General features: G+C 70.9%; 20 protein-coding genes. 9 read left to right on the top strand and 11 right to left on the bottom strand.

Annotated elements, in window-relative coordinates; all coding sequences use genetic code 11:
• Positions 1-2 precede the first annotated feature (2 nt).
• Positions 3-782 carry a siderophore-interacting protein gene (locus ABEA26_RS00005; protein WP_345587933.1) on the top strand — a complete coding sequence of 260 codons (780 nt, stop codon included), beginning with the start codon at positions 3-5 and terminating at the stop codon, positions 780-782.
• Positions 783-809: 27 nt separating this feature from the next.
• On the opposite strand, the gene ABEA26_RS00010 is transcribed toward ABEA26_RS00005, so the two are convergent.
• On the bottom strand, positions 810-1,202 hold the full coding sequence (locus ABEA26_RS00010) for a VOC family protein (protein ID WP_345587935.1): 393 nt from the start codon (positions 1,200-1,202) through the stop codon (positions 810-812).
• Complete coding sequence (locus tag ABEA26_RS00015; RefSeq protein ID WP_345587937.1) at positions 1,199-1,501, bottom strand: ArsR/SmtB family transcription factor; 303 nt, start codon at positions 1,499-1,501, stop codon at positions 1,199-1,201. Before ABEA26_RS00015 ends, ABEA26_RS00010 begins: the two co-directional genes overlap by 4 nt.
• Positions 1,502-1,596: 95 nt before the next feature.
• Between ABEA26_RS00015 and ABEA26_RS00020 the strand changes: the two genes are divergently transcribed.
• Positions 1,597-1,986, top strand: a complete 390-nt coding sequence (locus ABEA26_RS00020) for a VOC family protein (protein WP_345587939.1) — start codon at positions 1,597-1,599, stop codon at positions 1,984-1,986.
• A gap of 39 nt (positions 1,987-2,025) precedes the next feature.
• On the opposite strand, the gene ABEA26_RS00025 is transcribed toward ABEA26_RS00020, so the two are convergent.
• Together ABEA26_RS00025 and ABEA26_RS00030 are read right to left on the bottom strand one after the other, a co-directional pair.
• Positions 2,026-2,361, bottom strand: coding sequence for a putative quinol monooxygenase (locus tag ABEA26_RS00025; protein WP_345587940.1), 336 nt, complete (start codon positions 2,359-2,361; stop codon positions 2,026-2,028).
• 89 nt (positions 2,362-2,450) lie between these two features.
• A complete protein-coding gene (locus ABEA26_RS00030; RefSeq protein WP_345587942.1) occupies positions 2,451-3,041 on the bottom strand; it encodes a TetR/AcrR family transcriptional regulator in 591 nt (196 codons plus the stop codon).
• A gap of 127 nt (positions 3,042-3,168) precedes the next feature.
• Here ABEA26_RS00030 and ABEA26_RS00035 point away from each other — a divergent pair, with 127 nt between their 5' ends.
• Positions 3,169-4,620 (top strand): amidase, encoded by a 1,452-nt coding sequence (locus tag ABEA26_RS00035; RefSeq protein WP_345587944.1) that lies wholly within the window; start codon positions 3,169-3,171, stop codon positions 4,618-4,620.
• 56 nt (positions 4,621-4,676) lie between these two features.
• Here ABEA26_RS00035 and ABEA26_RS00040 read toward each other — a convergent pair whose 3' ends face one another.
• From ABEA26_RS00040 to ABEA26_RS00055, 4 genes are read right to left on the bottom strand one after another with little or no spacing between them, the layout of a single operon-like run.
• Positions 4,677-5,690: a DUF2891 domain-containing protein gene (locus ABEA26_RS00040; protein ID WP_345587946.1), complete on the bottom strand. Its 1,014-nt coding sequence runs from the start codon at positions 5,688-5,690 to the stop codon at positions 4,677-4,679.
• Positions 5,690-6,340, bottom strand: a complete 651-nt coding sequence (pcp, locus tag ABEA26_RS00045) for a pyroglutamyl-peptidase I (protein WP_345587948.1) — start codon at positions 6,338-6,340, stop codon at positions 5,690-5,692. The genes ABEA26_RS00040 and pcp overlap by 1 nt, the downstream gene beginning before the upstream one ends.
• 55 nt (positions 6,341-6,395) lie before the next feature.
• Entirely contained in the window at positions 6,396-7,370 is a 975-nt protein-coding gene (locus tag ABEA26_RS00050; RefSeq protein ID WP_345587950.1) for a DUF979 domain-containing protein, read from the bottom strand.
• Complete coding sequence (locus ABEA26_RS00055; RefSeq protein WP_345587951.1) at positions 7,367-8,086, bottom strand: DUF969 domain-containing protein; 720 nt, start codon at positions 8,084-8,086, stop codon at positions 7,367-7,369. Before ABEA26_RS00055 ends, ABEA26_RS00050 begins: the two co-directional genes overlap by 4 nt.
• Before the next feature lie 222 nt (positions 8,087-8,308).
• Here ABEA26_RS00055 and ABEA26_RS00060 point away from each other — a divergent pair, with 222 nt between their 5' ends.
• From ABEA26_RS00060 to ABEA26_RS00070, 3 genes are read left to right on the top strand one after another with little or no spacing between them, the layout of a single operon-like run.
• Complete coding sequence (locus ABEA26_RS00060; protein ID WP_345587953.1) at positions 8,309-9,061, top strand: LamB/YcsF family protein; 753 nt, start codon at positions 8,309-8,311, stop codon at positions 9,059-9,061.
• Entirely contained in the window at positions 9,058-9,717 is a 660-nt protein-coding gene (locus ABEA26_RS00065) for a 5-oxoprolinase subunit B family protein (RefSeq protein ID WP_345587954.1), read from the top strand. Before ABEA26_RS00060 ends, ABEA26_RS00065 begins: the two co-directional genes overlap by 4 nt.
• Entirely contained in the window at positions 9,714-10,568 is an 855-nt protein-coding gene (locus tag ABEA26_RS00070; protein WP_345587955.1) for a 5-oxoprolinase subunit C family protein, read from the top strand. Before ABEA26_RS00065 ends, ABEA26_RS00070 begins: the two co-directional genes overlap by 4 nt.
• A 29-nt stretch (positions 10,569-10,597) precedes the next feature.
• On the opposite strand, the gene ABEA26_RS00075 is transcribed toward ABEA26_RS00070, so the two are convergent.
• On the bottom strand, positions 10,598-11,215 hold the full coding sequence (locus tag ABEA26_RS00075) for a TOPRIM nucleotidyl transferase/hydrolase domain-containing protein (RefSeq protein WP_345587956.1): 618 nt from the start codon (positions 11,213-11,215) through the stop codon (positions 10,598-10,600).
• Between the two features lie 316 nt (positions 11,216-11,531).
• On the opposite strand from ABEA26_RS00075, the gene malX reads away from it, so the two are divergent.
• Entirely contained in the window at positions 11,532-13,178 is a 1,647-nt protein-coding gene (gene malX / locus ABEA26_RS00080; protein WP_345587957.1) for a maltose/glucose-specific PTS transporter subunit IIBC, read from the top strand.
• 2 nt (positions 13,179-13,180) lie between these two features.
• Positions 13,181-14,407 carry a MalY/PatB family protein gene (locus tag ABEA26_RS00085; protein ID WP_345587959.1) on the top strand — a complete coding sequence of 409 codons (1,227 nt, stop codon included), beginning with the start codon at positions 13,181-13,183 and terminating at the stop codon, positions 14,405-14,407.
• Positions 14,408-14,440: 33 nt separating this feature from the next.
• Here the strand turns inward: ABEA26_RS00085 and ABEA26_RS00090 are convergent, their stop codons facing one another.
• The gene (locus ABEA26_RS00090; protein ID WP_345588151.1) at positions 14,441-15,169 is read right to left on the bottom strand and encodes an ABC transporter permease; all 729 of its coding nucleotides are present in this window, start codon (positions 15,167-15,169) and stop codon (positions 14,441-14,443) included.
• Positions 15,170-15,179: 10 nt separating this feature from the next.
• Positions 15,180-16,142 (bottom strand): ATP-binding cassette domain-containing protein, encoded by a 963-nt coding sequence (locus ABEA26_RS00095; RefSeq protein WP_345587961.1) that lies wholly within the window; start codon positions 16,140-16,142, stop codon positions 15,180-15,182.
• Positions 16,143-16,245: 103 nt separating this feature from the next.
• Between ABEA26_RS00095 and ABEA26_RS00100 the strand changes: the two genes are divergently transcribed.
• On the top strand, positions 16,246-17,055 hold the full coding sequence (locus tag ABEA26_RS00100; protein ID WP_345587962.1) for a TetR/AcrR family transcriptional regulator: 810 nt from the start codon (positions 16,246-16,248) through the stop codon (positions 17,053-17,055).
• The last annotated feature ends 331 nt before the right edge of the window (positions 17,056-17,386 follow it).

A 17,386-nucleotide genomic window follows, 5' to 3' on the forward strand; every position in this document is an offset into this window, starting at 1 on the left:
GGATGTTCCGTGCCCACGTGGTGCGCACCGAACGCGTCTCCCCGTCCATGCAGCGCGTGACCGTCACCGGTCCGGACCTTGCCGAGTTCCCCTGGCTCGGGTATGACCACTGGTTCCGCCTTTTCCTCCGGCTCCCCCGCCAACGCCGCCTCCGGCTCCCGGAGTTCACCGGTTCCCAGTGGTGGCAGCCCTATCTCGCCATCCCCGAGCACGAACGGCCGCACTGCGCCAACTACTCCGTGGCCGACTTCCGCCGGCAGGCGGCGGAGATGGACATCGACTTCGTCGTGCACCGCCGCCCCGGGGGCGACATCGAGGGCAGGGCGGCGATCTGGGCCTGCCGTGCCGCCCCGGGGGAGCCGCTCGCCCTGCTCGACCAGGGAATCCTTTTCGACTGCCCGCAGGACGCCTCCGAGGTCACCGTCGTGGCCGACGAGACCGGCCTGCCCGCCGCTGCCGGCATTCTGCGCTCCCTGCCGGGCGGGACCGTCGGACGGCTCATCCAGGAGATTCCCACCGCGGACGACCGGCGCCCACTGCACGGGCCCGCCGGAGTGTCGGTCTCCTGGATCGCGCGACAGGACGGCACCTCCGTTCCCGGCGTCGCCGCACTCCGGGAGCTTCGGCGGCTGACCTCCGCCAGCACGACGGGATACGCCTTCGTGGTCGGTGAGTCGGCCCTGGCCACCGAGGGCCGCAGGCATCTGCACCGTCTGGGCCTGCCCAAGGAACGCATCACCTTCTCGGGCTTCTGGAAGCACGAGAAGGCGCAGGCCGCCTGACGGCGGCCGGTCGCCGCCGAGAACCGTCTACTGTGCCTGAGTCGCGATCTGGATGAGGTTGCCGCAGGTGTCGTCGAAGACGGCGACAGTGACGGGGCCCATTTCCACAGGCTCCTGGGTGAAGCGAACACCCAGCTCACGCAGACGCTCGTATTCCGCCGTCACATCACCGACGGCGAACTGGGCGAGCGGGATGCCGTCCTGGACGAGTGCGTCACGGTAGGTCTTGACGGCCGGGTGGCCGGCGGGCTCCAGGAGGAGTTCGGTACCACCGGGCTCGTCGGGCGAGACGACCGTCAGCCACCGGTCCTGCTCTCCCACCGGTTCGTCGTGCTTCTTCAGGAAGCCGAGAACCTCCGTGTAGAAGCGCAGGGCCTTGGCCTGGTCGTCGACGAAGACGCTCGTCATGTTGATCTTCATGGGGTGCTCTCTTCGGGTTGGGGTGCGTCGGGCACGAGCCAGCGCTCGGTGATCCGCCGCAACGGGGCCGTGTTCAGGTCGTGGAACTTGTACCGGCCCTCGCGCCTGGTCTCGACGAGGCCGGCGGCCTCCAGCACGGCGAGGTGCTGGGAGACTCCCTGCCGCGAGATGCCGAGCTGGTGCTTCACACTCAGTCGCGAGCAGATCTCGAACAGTGTCTGCCCGGACTTCTCCGCGAGCTCGTCGAGGATGGTGCGACGCGTGCGGTCGGCCAGGGCTCTGAAAAGGTCGTCGGCCACGGCCACAGGATAGGCAAGAAATCACTTGCCTATCAAGTCGAGGTGCCTCCTGCGTTCCAGAGGCCCCGGGCCGGCACCTCTGGAAGGATCAGGGGATGGCACACTCGCATCCGCGGATCAACGCCCTGATCGTCGACGCCGACGACCCCGAACGGTTGGCCGCCTTCTGGTCCGAGGTGCTCGGCAGGCCGGTCATGGGCCGTACCGGGCCGTACGTATGGCTGCGGCGCGAAGACGGCCTGGGCCTCGGCTTCCAGCAGACGGGCGAGCGCCGGCCGGGCAAGAACCGTATGCACTTCGACATCGCCTCCCCCGATCCGGCCGCGGAGCAGCAGCGGGTCGAGGCGCTCGGCGGGCGCAGGCTGGAGGAGTACGCCGACGGCGGGTTCCTGGTGATGGCCGACCCGGAGGGCAACGAGTTCTGCGTCATCCCCGACGGACCGTTCGAGCTCGACGACGAGGGTCGCACCACCTACCTCGGCTGACGGGTCGCGCGAGCGGCCGGCACGCCGCCTGCCGCAGCCTCAGCCCTCTTCTGCCGGGACCGCCATCTCCCCGAGCCGCGACCAGTCCTCCTGTGGGACCGTCGCGTTGACGATGCGCGGCGTTTCCACCAGGTGGGGCGGCAACGTCTCACGTGCCGCGGCGAAGTGGTCCGAACCGACGTGCGCGGCACCGGCCTCGTCGTCACGGAACGCTTCGACCAGCACGTACTCGGTCGGGTCGTCGATGCCGCGGGACCAGTCGAACCAGAGACACCCGGGCTCCGCGCGGGTCGCCTCGGTGAAGGCGCGGGTGATGTCGGGCCAGGCGTCGGCGTCCTCGGGCCGGACACGGAACCTGGCGGTGATGAAGATCATGGACGGGCCTTTCGGGCGTTCGGACAATGGCCGGTCAGGCGCTCGGGACATCAGTGGGACGGTCTGCCGAGAGAGGAAGCCGGGGAGGATCAGCGCCGGTCGACGATCCCCTCGACGATTCCCATCAGTCGATCACCCACCTGATCGATGCTCTTGTTCTGGGTACTGACCTGCGCGCCTTCGAGTACGAATGTGATCTCGGCCGCGGCCTGCTCCGGATGGGACAGGCCGGCCTCGGTGCACATGCCGACCAGTCTGCGGGTCTGGTGTGCCTTGTGCTTCTCGATCACCTGTCGTGCGGGATGGGAGCGGTCGGGCAGCTCCGCGATGGAGTTGATGAACGGGCAGCCCCGGTGCGAGATGGCAGGCAGCCCCTCGGCGATGAAGCGGGCCAGCCCCAGGATCTGCTCCCTGGGCCGGCCCGGGTTCTCGGCCTCGACGCGGTCGAAGGCCGCCCGGTACTCGGCGGCGACGATGCGCAGCCACTCCGCGACCAGCGCGTCCTTGGTCTCGAAGTGCCGGTAGATCGCCATCTTGGTGGTCTCGGCCCTCTCGGCGATCGCCTGGACGCCCACCCGCCTGATCCCCTCGCTCCGGAAGAGCTCTTCCGCCGCGTCGAGGATGCGTTCGCGAGGGGGCAGTTTCGCGACCCTGCTCGGCCTGCCGGCGGTCGATGTCATGACTGCTCCGTGACGTCCGGTCGGTTCGGGTCTTTCGCTCCTGTTACGGTACCAGCCCGTTCCGTTCGATACTGCTCGGTATCGTAAGGGACCCAGTGGTATCGAGCAATCCGGGTGGAGAGTGACAGTGAGAATCGCCGAGTACGTGAACTTCGACGCGGTCGGGCTCGCGGAACTGGTGGCGGAGGGCGAGGTGACCCCCGCCGAACTGGCAGCAGCCGCACGTGAGGCCGCGCAGGCGGTCAATCCGCAGATCAACGCGGTCGTGGAGACCTGGCCGACCGACGACGGGCCCAGCCCCGGCAGCACACCGCTGGCCGGAGTGCCCTTCCTGATCAAGGACATCGGAGTCTCCATGGCCGGGAGACGTATGGAGCTGGGCAGTCGTCTCGCGGTCGGCAACGTCGCCGACGCCGATTCCGCCCTCATGCTGCGCTTTCGCCGGGCCGGCCTCGTGACCTTCGGGCGTACCGCGACACCGGAGATGGCCTACGGCATCACGACGGAACCAGTGCTGTACGGCCCGACCCGCAACCCGTGGAACCCGGAGCGGAGCGCGGGCGGATCCAGCGGGGGCGCGGGCGCGGCCGTCGCTGCCGGGGTGGTTCCTCTCGCACACGCCACCGACGCCGCCGGCTCGCTCCGCATACCCGCCGCCTACAACGGCCTCTTCGGGCTGAAGCCCACCCGTGGCCGGGTTTCCATGGGCCCCGACGCCGACGAGACCTTCAGCGGTCTGGCCGTGCACGGCTGTGTCAGCCGCACGGTACGGGACAGTGCGGCACTGCTCGACCGGATCCGCGGGCCGGAGCCGGGTGACCCCTACTTCGCCCAGGAGCCGTCCCGTCCGTACGCGGAGGAAGTCACCCGCCACCCGGGCTCGCTGCGGATCGGCGTCCTGACCCATGCGTGGGGCGGACGCCGAACCGCACCACCTGTGGCCGACGCCCTCTCCCGCACCGTGGGTCTGCTCGAGTCACTCGGCCACCAGGTGGAGGAGGTCGAGGTGGAGCTCGGGGCCGACTGGGAGGACTTCGTCCTTGACAACGCCCGTCTGATGACGACGCATCTCACGGCCTCGGTCGACGAGTTGGCTGCCGCCTTCGACCGTCCCGTCGACTCCTCGACCCTCGAGCCGGCAACCCTTGCCGGCTACCGCTACGGGCAGCGGGTCGGCGGCGCCCAGTTCGTCACCGCTCTCGCGATCCGGAACCGGGTCGCTCGGAGTCTGGCACGGTACTTCGACGCCTACGACATCCTGCTCACCCCGACCGTGCCGGAGCTTCCGATGCCACTGGGCACCTACGGTGGGGGCGCACAGGCACTGGACGGCCTCGGCTGGATCGACCGCCTCAACGACCGCTCGCCGTTCACCATGCCGTTCAACGTGGCCGGCACGCCCGCCATGTCCGTGCCGGTGACGGCCGACGCCCGGACGGGCCTCCCGGTCGGTATGCAGTTCGCCGCCGGTTACGGACTCGAGGGCCGCCTCTTCCGCCTCGCCGGCCAACTCGAACGGGCGGCCCCGTGGTCGGGCCGGACACCAACGGTGTGGGCGGGGAACCCCACGGGCCGCTGAGAAGCCTTCCGGTGCGAAGCCGCCGGGCTCTTCGGTGCCGTCGGCCCTGACAGGGCTCAGCCGTGGGCGACCGGGTCGAGTGCCAGGGCGGCGAAGGTCGCCAGCCAGTGGTCGGTGGTGAAGTCACCGCGTTCCACCGCCGGCAGCCCCGCCGAGAGGTGGGCCCGGGCCGCCGCGTGCAGGCGGGTGCGGACCGGTCCGTCGGGCAGGGCGTCCGCGAGGGAGCGCAGCGCGGCCGCTCTGCTGAGAGTCAGGCCGAGCAGATGACCGATCTGCGGGTCGGCGTGATCGGAGACGACCGGTACGTCCAGGAGTGAGCAAGGGGCCCCGGACCTCAGCGCGGGCAGGAAGCGGTCCAGCCACCGCGGGAACCCGTCCTTCGGGAGCACCCTGCGCATCGCGTCGGCCTCGCTCAGCGCCGGCGAGAGGAAGTCCTGGCCCGACGGTTCCCAGTGCGCGGGCGCGTCGTGGTCGTCGGCGAACCAGGCGAGCAGGCGTTCCCTCACGGCTCGGTCGGTCGCCGCCGACAGTTCTCCCGAGTCGAGGGCGAGGCCCAGCGCGAAGGCGCTGTTGGGGTGGTTGCCGTGGCGTACCGGATACGTGGCCTTGGGCAGCCAGTCGGCCAGCAGTCGGTCGACGGCTGCGACGGCCGGCGTCAGTGCCTCGGCCCAGCGGGCGCCCGCCGCACCTTGGTGGGCCCGGCACTCGGCGGTGAGCGCGAGCAGCCACGCCCAGCCGTAGGGCCGCTCGAAGGAGGGGCGGTCACGGAGGTAGGCGGCCTCGGCGGCGAGATTGCCGGGGGTGAGGTGCCGGTCGAGTACGGCGACGGCCGGGCCCGTGTCCGGCAGTGAGGGCGTACCGCCGTGCCGGCGAAGCAGGCGGACGAGGAGCCAGTGCATGTGGACCGAGGAGTGCCAGTCGTAGGCACCGTAGAAGGCGGGATGCAGGGAGCGGGGTTCCGGGCGCTCGTCGGGTGAGGTGATCAGGTGGGCGGGGAAGTTGGGGTACTCGCGCGTGATGTTGGTGAGGGCGATTCCGGCGAAGGGGGCCGCGTAGGCGCTGAGCGGCATCAGTGGGTGGCTCCTTCGGTGACCTTCAGGTCCCGCTCTGTCGGTGTGCGGGCGGCTGTGGTCAGCAGGGCGCGCAGGCCGTGGGCGACGGTGGCGGGTGGCAGGGACGGCGCGGTGCCGTCGGTGACCTGCTCCGGTGCCCAGGGCACGTGCACGAAACCGCCCCGTATGTGCGGGAACTCGGTGGCGATGAGATGGCCCAGGCCGTACGCCACATGGTTGCAGACGAAGGTCCCGGCCGTGTTGGAGACCGCGGCCGGGACACCGGCCTCCCGCAGCGCGGCGACGCAGGCCTTGACGGGGAGGGTGGAGAAGTAGGCGGCTGGGCCGTCCGCGATCACCGGTTCGTCGATGGGCTGCCGGCCGGCGTTGTCGGGGATGCGCGCGTCGTCGAGGTTGAGGCCGGCGCGTTCGACGGTGACGCCGGTGCGTCCGCCCGCCTGGCCCAGGCAGAGCACCAGGTCGGGGGCTTTCGCGCGGATGGCGTCGCGCAGGGTGTCGAGGGACTCGCCGAAGACGCAGGGCAGTTCGGCGGCGGTGACCGTGAGACCGGTGGGCGGTTCGGCGGCCACCAGGGTCGCCGCACGCCAGGACGGGTTCACGCTCTCGCCGCCGAAGGGGGCGAAGCCGGTGATGAGGACTCGGGTCATGGGCATTCCTTGCGGGTCGTACGGGTGCCGGTCGGACGAGGGCCGAAGCGGATGCTCAGAACGCGAAGAGCGACATGATGACGGTGCAGCAGCCGAGGAGCGCGATGCCCGTCGGCAACTGCGCCTTGATCGGTCCGTACTGGTCCTTGAGCTCGAGCAGGGTGGCCGGGACGATGTTGAAGTTGGCGGCCATCGGCGTGCAGAGGGTGCCGGCGAAGCCGGCCAGCATGCCGATCGCCAGGACGGCGGGCTCGTTGCCGTGCATCTGCTGGATGAGCACGGGCCAGCCGATCGCCGCGGTCATCACCGGGAAGGCCGCGAACGCGTTGCCCATGATGACGGTGAACAGGAACATGCCGACGCAGTACGCCATGACGGCGAGGTACTTGGAGTCGTCGGGCAGGACGTTGTTCACGATGTCGCCGACCTGCGTGCCGACTCCGGCGGCGGCGAAGATCGAGCCGAGTACGGCCAGCAGTTGGGGCAGGATCAGGGCGGAGCCCATCGCCTCCAGCATGGAGCGGCCGGAGTGGATCGGGACGGAGAGCTTGCGCTCGCCGGTGACCAGCATGCCGACGACGAGCGCGACGACGCATCCGAGGCCGAGCCCGAGGAGCGTGGCCTTGCCCGTCTCGAACAGGCCGGACTCGTCCAGCACGGAGGCGCAGACGATCGCGACGAGCGGGATGGTGAGGGCGGGGATGAAGATCCTGCTGCCGAGCCGGGTGGCCGAGGCCTCGCGCTGTTCGCCGGTGGTGGTGACCGGGACACCCTTGCCGAGGAAGTTGAAACCGGCGAGCACGATCAGGGTGAGGACCGCGACACCGAGCGGTTCGGCGGGCAGGTTCCAGTCGCCGTTGCCGGCGGTGGCGTTGGCGACGCCGGTGCCGTAGGGGAAGGTGAGGCCGAGCAGGCCCCAGAACGCGGCGGACGTCCACCGCTTGGGGTTGCTGCGGTCGGCGGCCATCTGCACGGCCATGACGACGAAGACGAGGCCTATCAGCCAGTAGAGCCATTCGACCTTGATCACTTGTCGGCCCCCTCGGGAAGCGGCAGGTCGTGCTCGGCCGCGGCATGCGCCATCTCGCGCTCCAGTTGCCGGTCCAGGAGCAGCAGCCGGGCGCCGTGGATGACGAAGGCGCAGACCGCGAGCGGGATCGCCCACAGGGCCAGCTGGGTCGGTTCGATCTCCTGCTGGTAGGTGGAGTTCACGAAACCGGTGATCAGCAGGATGGAGCCGATCGCGATGAAGCAGTCCTCGCCGAAGAAGACGCCGACGGTGTCGGCCGACGCGGAGTAGGAGCGCACCTTCTCGCGCAGCCGGTCGGGCAGCTTGGACCCCGTGGAGCGTTCGGCGGCGGCCTCGGCCATGGGAGCGACCAGGGGCCGCACGGTCTGCGCCGGGCCGCCGATGCTGTTCAGGCCGAAGGCCGCGGTGACCTGCCGGACCAGCAGGTACACGGTGAGGAACCGGCCCGCGCTGAGTTTGCCCAGTCGGCCGATGAGATTGCGGGCCTGCTCACGCAGGCCGTAGCGCTCCAGCAGGCCGATCACCGGGAGCACGATGGCGAAGACGGTGACCGAGCGGCTGTCGGCGAAGGACCTGCCGAAGGCCGCGAGGACCTCCATGGGGCTCATCCTGCCGAGCAGTCCGGTGACGATACCGGCGACGCCCACAACAAGGACGGGGTTGCGGCGCGTGACGAATCCGAGGATCACCACGACCACACCGAGGAGAACAATCATTCGGTGGCCTTCTTCAGGCATGAGGGGGCAGAGCACGGACCCGGAAGCTGCGGAGCCATGACTTCATCGGTCCGGGGACCATAGCTTCAGATGCGTGGCAGATGCACGGACACTAGCGATCGTTGAACGATCTAACAAGAGGTGAATTTCACGGGCCCCTGCGCACCTGTCATGCCCGTCGATGCCTTGTCGGATCGTTCAACAATCGACTACGGTCAAAGTGTGATCGACCTCAACGCAGATCTCGGTGAGGGCTTCGGCCGCTGGACCCTCACTGACGACGACGCCCTGCTCTCCGTCGTCACCAGCGCCAACGTCGCCTGCGGTTACCACGCGGGCGACCCGTCGGTGATGCGCCGCGTCTGCGACCTCGCCGCCGAACGCGGGGTACGGATCGGAGCCCAGGTGTCCTACCGCGACCTGGCGGGCTTCGGACGGCGCGCCATGGACGTGCCCGCCGGCGAACTGGCGGCCGAGGTGGCTTACCAGATCGGTGCGCTCAGGGTGTTCGCCGAAGCCGCCGGGTCCGAGGTGGCCTACGTGAAGCCACACGGCGCGCTCTACAACCGCACCGTCCACGACGCCGAGCAGGCCCGTGCCGTCGTGGCCGGGGTGCGGCTCGCGGGCGGTGCGCTGCCCGTGCTCGGCCTCCCCGGCTCGCTGCTGCTCACCGCCGCGGGCGAGGCCGGGCTCACCGGCGTGCCCGAGGCCTTCGCGGACCGCGCCTACACCGCGCGGGGCACACTCGTCCCCCGCCGGGAGGCGGACTCCGTGGTGACGGACGAGGACGCGGTGGTACGGCGCGCGCTGGCGTTCGCCGTGCGGGGCGCGGTCGAGGCCGTGGACGGGACGACCGTCGCGGTCGCCGCCCGGTCCCTGTGCGTGCACGGCGACACCCCGAACGCTGCCAGGATCGCGGCGCGGGTACGCGAGGCACTGGAGTCGTCGGGGGTCGGGATCGGGGCGTTCGCGTGACGGAGAGCCGGTCTCTCACGGTGCGTCCGGCCGGCCGCCACGCGCTGCTCGTCGAACTGCCCGACGCCGAGAGCACCGCGGCCTTCCACGCCGAAGTGCTGCGCCGGCGGGCCGCCGGGACCCTGCCTCCCGTGGAGGAGATCGTGCCGGGAGCGCGGACCGTCCTGCTGGACGGGGTGCCGGACCCGGACGCGCTGGCCCGCGGGCTCACCGGGTGGGAGGTGCCGCGCGTCGCCGACGACGACGGGGACCTGGTGGAGATCGCCGTACGCTACGACGGGCCGGATCTGGCCGACGTGGCGGCGGCGTGGGGAGTCGCCCCCGAGGAGGTCGCCGCACGCCACACCGCCCACGCCCACCGTGTCGCGTTCTGCGGTTTCGCACCCGGCTTCGCCTACCTCACCGGCCTTCCCGCCGAGCTGCACGTGCCCCGCAGGGCCACGCCCAGGACCCGGGTCCCGGCGGGCGCCCTCGCCCTGGCCGGCCCCTACAGCGCCGTCTACCCCCGCTCCACGCCGGGCGGCTGGCAGCTGATCGGCACCATGCCGGACCCGGGCTCCCTGTGGGACCCCACGCGGGAGCCGGCGGCGCTCCTCGCACCGGGGACGCGCGTGCGCTTCGTCACAGCGGACGCCGCCCCGGGAGGCACGGGATGACCGCGAGGCTCACGACCGTACGCTCCGGCGCCCTCACCACGGTGCAGGACTCCGGCCGGCGCGGCCACGCCCACCTGGGAGTGCCCCGCTCCGGCGCCTTGGACGCGCCCGCGATGCGGCTGGCGAACCGGCTGCTCGGCAACGACCCGGACGCCGCCGTCCTGGAGACCACCCTGACCGGCTGCGCCCTCCGGCCCGACCGAGCCATATCCGCGGTGGTCGGCGGCGCGCACTGCCCGGTCACCGTGGACGGGCGTCCGGCGGCATGGGGGGCGCCCGTGCGGGTGCCCGCGGGTGCGGTACTCAACGTCGGGACGGCGACCGCGGGCGTGCGTTCGTACGTGGCGGTGGCCGGAGGCATCGCCACCGAACCCGTCCTCGGCAGCCGCTCGACGGACCTGCTCTCCGGGCTGGGACCCGAACCCCTGCGGGACGGCGACGTCGTGCCGGTGGGTCTGCCCCGGTCGGTGACACCGTCCGTCGCCGCCCCCTGGCCCGGACCGCCCGCCGAACTCGTCCTGCCGGTACGCCTGGGCCCCCGCGCCGACTGGTTCGCCCCGGCTGCCCTGCGTACCCTCACCTCGGCCACGTACCGCGTCTCCCCGCACAGCAACCGTATCGGTCTGCGTACCGAGGGACCGCCGCTGGAACGGGCGTCGACGGGTGAACTGGCCAGTGAGGGCGTTGTCCTGGGCGCCGTACAGGTGCCGCCGGACGGACGCCCGGTGGTCTTCCTGCACGACCACCCCACAACAGGTGGCTACCCGGTCGTCGCGGTCGTCGCGGAACCCTCCCTGGCGGCGGCTGCCCAGGCCGCGGTCGGGACACCGGTGCGCTTCACGCTCGGCTGAGGGAGTACCGGAAGAGGCGCCGACGGGCCTCAGAGGCTGGTGAGCAGGTCGTCGAGCGGGGCGGGTACGCGATCGGGGTCCAGTGCCTCGACCATGACGCCGGCGTAGTGGATCTTGCGCCCCTTCTTCGTGCCGAGGAAGCGGCGCAGCTGCTGTCGCGCGGTGCGGCCCTGCTGCGCGGGCTGGCGAAGGAAGGTCCGCAGGGCACGCGTGTCGCCCTCGGCCCGGACGAGTTCCTCCACCCGGGTCACGCCCAGCGCGCGAATGAGCTCGTCCTCCAGATCCGCCGCGCACACGAAGTACCGGTGGTCTGCCGCGCCGGCCCGCTCCAGGGCTCGGTCGTAGTAGCGGCGCTCCCTCTCGTCGCAGAGTCCCGTGAGGCGGAGCCCCAGACCGGTGGGCCCGAGGAACCGCGCGAAGCGCCCGACGCTCATCGCGCCGCCCATCGGCAGCACGCACACTCCTTCGGCCTCCAGGTCCCGGCCGCGAGCCGCTGCCAGCGCGCCGACCGCGGCGACGTCGCTCGGGCCTTCGAGCAGGACTGCCGCCCGGACGGACAGGCGGGCCGCGAGCTCACGCACGAAGGTGTCCGGGCCCTCCGGCGCCCACTGGACGACCGCCTCGCGGAATGTCCCCATGTCAGCCATGGGACGAGTCTCCGCCTTTCCCGGCGGCCACGGTAGCGATTTCCCGCGTCGCGGCACAGGGGGTGCCGTGGACCGGTCCGGGCCCGGCGCGGAAAGTGGGAGCCTTCGCCTCCATGGACAGTCGCCGACCCGCTGTGATGTGATCCGTACGGCGGAACGGTCCTGCTTGGCGCGGTCACGGAACGACCCCAGGTACCGCGCAAGGACGGTCTCCCACCCCACGTCATGTCCTCCGCCACTCGCTGTGCCCGTGGGCCCCGCATCGCCACGGCGAGCGTCCGGGTCCGTTCCCCCCAGGCTCGAAAGTTCCCTACACATGCAGAAGACCAAGGCCGCACTCTGGGAATTCCTCCAGGGACTCGGCAAGACGTTCATGCTGCCGGTGGCCCTGCTCGCGTTCTGCGGCATCATGCTGGGCATCGGTTCCTCGCTCTCCAGCGAGGCCGTCACTGACAACGTTGCCTTCCTGAAGGGCGAGGGCTGGCACCTCGTCTTCACGTGGATGGCCAACACCGGGTTGGTCGCCTTCACCTTCCTGCCCGTGCTCTTCGCGATGGCCATCCCGCTCGGGCTCGCCCGTGAGGACAAGGGGGTGGCCGCCTTCTCGGGTTTCGTCGGCTTCGCCGCCATGAATCTGGCGGTGAACTTCTACCTCACCGCCAAGGGCGTCGACTTCGAGGACGAGAAGGCGATCGAGCACTACGGCATAGCCGACGTGCTGGGTGTGCAGTCCATCGACACCGGGCTTCTCGGCGCGGTGGCCGTCGGCATCGTCGTCAGCCTTCTCCACCGGCGATTTCGCACCCAGCGGATGCCCGACGCGCTGGCCTTCTTCGGCGGGCTGCGCTTCGTCCCGATCGTCTCGGCGCTGGTCCTCAGCGTGCTCGGTCTGCTCATCCCGCTGCTCTGGCCGACGTTCAACGGCTGGATCACCGCCGTGGGCCGGGGCATCGGGCACACCGGGGTGTTCGGGCCGTTCTTCTTCGGCATGGGAGAGGTGCTGCTGCGGCCGATCGGGCTGCACCACATCCTCGTGGCCATGTTCCGTTTCACGGACGTCGGCGGTGCGGGAACCGTGTGCGGTGACCAGGTCTCCGGCGCCCTGAACCTGTTCTACGCCCAGCTGGACTGCTCGGCCGCGCCGAACAGCGCGGTCACGGAAGCCACGCACTTCCTCTCCCAGGGGAAGATGGCGGCCTATCTGGGCGGCCTCCCGGGCGCCGCGCTCGCGATGTACCACTGCGCGAACCGCCGCATGCGCCCCGAGATCAAGGCGCTGCTGGTGTCCGGTGTCGTGGCCTGCGTGGTGGGTGGCATCACGGAACCGCTGGAGTTCCTGTTCCTCTTCGTCGCCCCGTGGCTGTACGCCATCCACGCGGTTCTGGTCGGACTCGGGTTCCTCACGGCGGCCGGGCTCGGCGTCTTCATCGGGAACACCGACGGCAATGTCATCGACTGGCTCGTCTTCGGTGTCCTGCAGGGCTCGACGACCAAGTGGTATCTCGTGCCGTTGATCGCGGCGGTGTGGTTCACCGTGTACTACTTCCTGTTCCGCTGGGCGATCACCCGCTTCAACCTGCGGACTCCCGGGCGCGAGGAGCTCTCGGCACAGGACGAGGACGAACGGGGCTCGGACGAACGGGGCTCGGACGAACAGGACGAGGTGAAGGACGCCGCGCCGGACGAGGCGGCGGGACCCGAGCGCGAGCTGGTCGCGGGCAAGTACGACGCCGTCGCCATCCTCGACGCGATCGGCGGTGCCGACAACATCCGGTCCCTGGACAACTGCATCACACGTCTGCGTATGACGGTCCAGGACGCCGAACGGGTCGACGAGGCACGGCTGAAGAAGCTGGGAGCCGTGGGAGTCGTCAAACTCGACGGCCACAACGTGCAGGTCGTGATCGGCCCGCAGGTCCAGTCGGTGAAGGACGCCATCGCCACGATGATCCCGGTGGGCTGACCATGACCTCCTTCTCCTCCATCACCGGCCATCCTGTTCGCGGGGCCTCGCAGGCGCCGTACGACTTCGACACCCCGGTGGACCGGCACGGCACCTGGTGCACGCAGTGGGACTACGTCCAGGACCGCTTCGGCGTGCCGGATCTGCTGCCCTTCACGATCTCCGACATGGACTTCGAGACCGCCCCGGAGGTCATCGCGGCACTCCGCGAACGCCTGGACCACGGGGTCCTCGGCTACTCGCGGTGGCGCCAGGACGACTTCCTCTCCGCGATCGTCCACTGGTACGCGACGCGGCACGCCACGGACGTGGAGCCCGAGTCGGTCGTCTACGCGCCCTCCGTCGTCTACCAGGTCTCGCAGCTGCTGCGGATGTGGTCGCGCCCCGGTGACGGCGTGGTCGCCCACACGCCCATGTACGACGCGTTCCCCAAGACGGTGGCGGCCCACGGACGTCGGCTCCGACAGTGCCCGATGGACGACTGGGCGGAGCTCGAGCGGCTCCTGGCGCTCGACGACACGGCCGTACTGCTGCTGTGCTCACCGCACAATCCGACGGGCAGGGTGTGGTCGGCGGACGAGCTGGACCGGATGGCCCGGCTGTGCGCGCGGTACGACGTGGCGGTCATCAGCGACGAGATCCACTCCGACCTGGCGTACGCGCCGCACGTCCACCGGCCCTGGGTCCGGCACGGTGGCGACGGTCGATGGGCCGTTCTCACCTCGGCCTCCAAGTCGTTCAACATTCCCGCGCTGACCGGCAGTTACGGGATCATCCGGGATCCCGCGGCGCGGGAGGCCTACCTGCGGCGGCTCAAGGAGGCGGACGGCCTTTCCTCCCCCGCGGTGCTGTCACTGGTCGGTCACATCGCCGCGTACCGCGAGGGAGCGCCCTGGCTGAACGCCCTGCGCGGATACCTCGCCGGCAACCTCGCGATGGTGGCCGGCCGTCTTGGCGAGGAGTTCCCGCAGCTCGGCTGGGAGCCGCCGCAGGCGGGGTACCTGGCCTGGATCGACCTGCGGCCTCTCGGCGTCGACGACGACGCCCTTCAGCGCGACCTCGTGGAGGTGGAGAAGGTGGCCGTCATGCCGGGGGGCACCTATGGCTGCCCGGGACGAGTACGGCTCAACGTCGGGTGTCCTCGGTCCAAGGCTGAGGCGGGTGTCGAGGCCCTGGTACGCGCGTTGCGCCGGGTCACCCGGCCGGAGAAGGCGACGCCCCCGCCCTGAAGGGAGCCGGGTCCGCACCGACGTGGCGAAGCCCTACCGGCTCGTCCGCCGCCGGAACAGCGCCCCCGCCGCCGCCACCGACCCCACCGTGATCGCCGCGCACCAGGCGAGCGCCTGCCAGCCGCCGGCGCCCACCGGCCGGTCGAGCAGGAGACCGCGCATCGACTCGATCACCGGCGTGATCGGCTGGTGCTCGGCGAAGCCGCGCAGCCAGGACGGCATGGTGTCGATCGGCACGAAGCCACTGGACGGATACGGCAGGAAGGCGACGAAGAAGGTGAACCCCCCGGCCGCCTCCGGCGACTTGGCCACCAGCCCCACCGCCGCCGAAAGCCAGGACAGGGCCACGATGTAACAGACGAGCACTCCGATCGCCGCGAACCAGCCGGCCGCCGACGCCGCGGGCCGGAAGCCGATCGCCGTGGCCACGCCGAAGACGACGACGGTGGCCGCGATGTTGCGGACGAGTGAGGCGGCGACATGCCCGGCCAGGACGGACGTGCCACTGACGTCCATGGAGCGGAAGCGGTCGATGATCCCACCGTGCATGTCGTTCGCGACGCTCATGGCCGTGTTGCCGGCGCCGAAGCCCGCGCACAGCACGAGCACGCCGGGCACCACGTACTGCACGTACGTGCCGCCGGTGTCGATCGCCCCGCCGAAGAAGTAGACGAAGACGAGCATCAGCATGACCGGCATCACCAGCGCGCTGATCAGCGCGTCGGGCGTACGGGCGCTGAGCCGGACGGACCTTCCGGTCATGGTGAGGACGTCAGACACTGGTGCGCTCCTTCTGCCGCGTGACGCCGGTGCCGGTGCCGGTGAGGGCCATGAAGACGTCGTCGAGGGTGGCACCGTGCACGGCGAAGCGCTCGACCAGGACGCGTTCGGGGTCGACGGCGTCGAGAAGTTCGCGGACGTGCCCGGCACGGCCGCTCGTCGCCACCCCGAGCCGCAGCTCGTCGGGATCGCGTCGCACCACGAGTGAGCCGAGGAGCCGGTCGGCCTCCTCGTACGCGGCCCGCCCGGCGAGCGTCAGGACCAGCAGTTCGTCGGCCACCCGCAGCTTCAGCTCGGCAGCCGTGCCCTCGGCGACGATCCGACCGCCGTCGATGAGCGCGATCCGGTCCGCGAGCCGGTCGGCCTCCTCCAGGTACTGGGTGGTGAGGAAGACCGTCACTCCGGACCCGGCCAGCTCCGCGACCAGCTGCCACACGTCCTGCCGGCTGCGCGGGTCGAGGCCGGTGGTCGGCTCGTCGAGGAAGATCACGGTGGGATCGCCGACGAGCGAGGCGGCGAGGTCCAGGCGGCGCCGCATGCCGCCGGAGTACGTGGCGACCCGGCGGCCGGCGGCCTCGGTGAGCCGGAAGCGAGTCAACAGCTCCTCGGCACGGGCGCGCGCGGCGGCGCGGTCCAGACGGGCGAGGCGGCCCATCATGCGGAGGTTCTCGACGCCGGTGAGCTGGTCGTCGAGAGCGGCGTACTGCCCGGTCAGGCTGATCGACCGGCGTACGCGGGCTCGCTCGGTGACGACGTCGTGCCCGGCCACCCGGGCATCGCCGGCGTCGGCGGCGAGGAGGGTGGCGAGGATGCGGACGGTGGTGGTCTTGCCGGCGCCGTTCGGGCCGAGCAGGGCGAAGACGGTCCCGGAGGTGACGGTCAGGCCGACGCCGCGCAGGACGTCGACCTCCCCGTAGGACTTGGTGAGGCCGTGGGCCTCGATGGCCGGTGTCATGGGTGCGGAGCTCCTCTGCGTACGCCATACACGCTACTGCGTAGACCATACACGAATCTGCGTAGGGCGTACACGGAACTGTGTATGTCATACACTCCTGGCCATGGAGAACGACGCATTCCCCGCCGGCGTGGAAGCGGCCTGGGGGCTGCGCGACCGCCCCGTGAAGGGCCCGAAGCGCGGGCTGACCCTCGACGGGATCATCACGGCGGCCGTCGCGATCGCCGACGGCGAGGGGGCCGAAGCGGTCTCGATGAGCCGGGTCGCGAAGGAGCTCGGGTCCTCGACCATGGCGCTCTACCGCTACGTGGCCACCAAGGACGAACTGGTGACGCTGATGGTCGACTCGGCCGTGGGCGCACCCGCGCCGCTGCCGGACGACGTCACCGGGTGGCGCGCGGGCCTCGAGTACTGGTGCGTCTCCATGCGCGAGGCGCTGCTTCGTCATCCCTGGGCGATCGGGCTGGTGGCCGCGAGCGGCGGACCGCCCATCACCCCGAACCAGCTGGCCTGGCTCGACCAGAGCCTCCGGATCCTCTCCGGCACCCGCCTCGGCCACGGAGAGAAGATCGCGATCACGCTGCTGGTGAGCGGCCAGGTCCGCAGCGAGGCCAGCATCACCGCCATTCTGCTGCAGGACCCCGAGGGGACGAAGCGACGACTGGCGGGCTACAAGGATTTCCTCCGCCGGGTGACCGAGAACGGCAGGCTGCCGGCGCTGCGCGAGGCCGTGGAGGACGGCGCCTTCGACAACCTCGACGCGGACGCCGCCGCCGAGAGCGACGAGTTCGACGACTTCGACTTCGGCCTGCAGCGTGCGCTGGACGGGGTGGCGGCTTACTTGGCGGCGACGGACGACATCCCGGTCCCCCACTCCTCGCAGAGTGACCCGACTGAGGCGACGGCCGAGTAGTTCTTCGTCAGGGGCCGGCGGAGGGCGTCCTGGCGTGTCGGTGCCGGCGTTCGGTCCCGTGCTCGGTCCCATGCTCGGTCCCATGCCGGCGGCCCTGCCCGCGGCCCATGCCCGCGTCCGCTCGAGACTCGACGACTTCCGAGGGTCGCCGTCCACGCCTGGGACGTGTGCGGAGCACAGGGCCTCGGCCTGCGCACCGCCTACACCGCCCACCCCGTCGGCGACCCGCCCGCCCCCACGGACCGCTTCGACCTCCACGCCGACGGCCCGGCTCGCCGGGTCGGCCGCGCCCAACGGCCCGACCACCGCCCATGGCACCATCCTCGGTGGC

The sequence above is a fragment of the Streptomyces marokkonensis genome (genome assembly GCF_039539045.1).
Lineage (GTDB): Bacteria > Actinomycetota > Actinomycetes > Streptomycetales > Streptomycetaceae > Streptomyces > Streptomyces marokkonensis.

Excerpts from the sequence above, each read along its gene's own strand:
- ABEA26_RS00005 (WP_345587933.1), top strand. The coding sequence starts at position 3 with ATGTTCCGTGCCCACGTGGTGCGCACCGAACGCGTCTCCCCGTCCATG.
- ABEA26_RS00010 (WP_345587935.1), bottom strand. The coding sequence starts at position 1,202 with ATGAAGATCAACATGACGAGCGTCTTCGTCGACGACCAGGCCAAGGCC.
- ABEA26_RS00020 (WP_345587939.1), top strand. The coding sequence starts at position 1,597 with ATGGCACACTCGCATCCGCGGATCAACGCCCTGATCGTCGACGCCGAC.
- ABEA26_RS00025 (WP_345587940.1), bottom strand. The coding sequence starts at position 2,361 with ATGATCTTCATCACCGCCAGGTTCCGTGTCCGGCCCGAGGACGCCGAC.
- ABEA26_RS00030 (WP_345587942.1), bottom strand. The coding sequence starts at position 3,041 with ATGACATCGACCGCCGGCAGGCCGAGCAGGGTCGCGAAACTGCCCCCT.
- ABEA26_RS00040 (WP_345587946.1), bottom strand. The coding sequence starts at position 5,690 with ATGCCGCTCAGCGCCTACGCGGCCCCCTTCGCCGGAATCGCCCTCACC.
- pcp (WP_345587948.1), bottom strand. The coding sequence starts at position 6,340 with ATGACCCGAGTCCTCATCACCGGCTTCGCCCCCTTCGGCGGCGAGAGC.
- ABEA26_RS00055 (WP_345587951.1), bottom strand. The coding sequence starts at position 8,086 with ATGATTGTTCTCCTCGGTGTGGTCGTGGTGATCCTCGGATTCGTCACG.
- ABEA26_RS00070 (WP_345587955.1), top strand. The coding sequence starts at position 9,714 with ATGACCGCGAGGCTCACGACCGTACGCTCCGGCGCCCTCACCACGGTG.
- ABEA26_RS00075 (WP_345587956.1), bottom strand. The coding sequence starts at position 11,215 with ATGGCTGACATGGGGACATTCCGCGAGGCGGTCGTCCAGTGGGCGCCG.
- malX (WP_345587957.1), top strand. The coding sequence starts at position 11,532 with ATGCAGAAGACCAAGGCCGCACTCTGGGAATTCCTCCAGGGACTCGGC.
- ABEA26_RS00085 (WP_345587959.1), top strand. The coding sequence starts at position 13,181 with ATGACCTCCTTCTCCTCCATCACCGGCCATCCTGTTCGCGGGGCCTCG.
- ABEA26_RS00090 (WP_345588151.1), bottom strand. The coding sequence starts at position 15,169 with ATGACCGGAAGGTCCGTCCGGCTCAGCGCCCGTACGCCCGACGCGCTG.
- ABEA26_RS00095 (WP_345587961.1), bottom strand. The coding sequence starts at position 16,142 with ATGACACCGGCCATCGAGGCCCACGGCCTCACCAAGTCCTACGGGGAG.
- ABEA26_RS00100 (WP_345587962.1), top strand. The coding sequence starts at position 16,246 with ATGGAGAACGACGCATTCCCCGCCGGCGTGGAAGCGGCCTGGGGGCTG.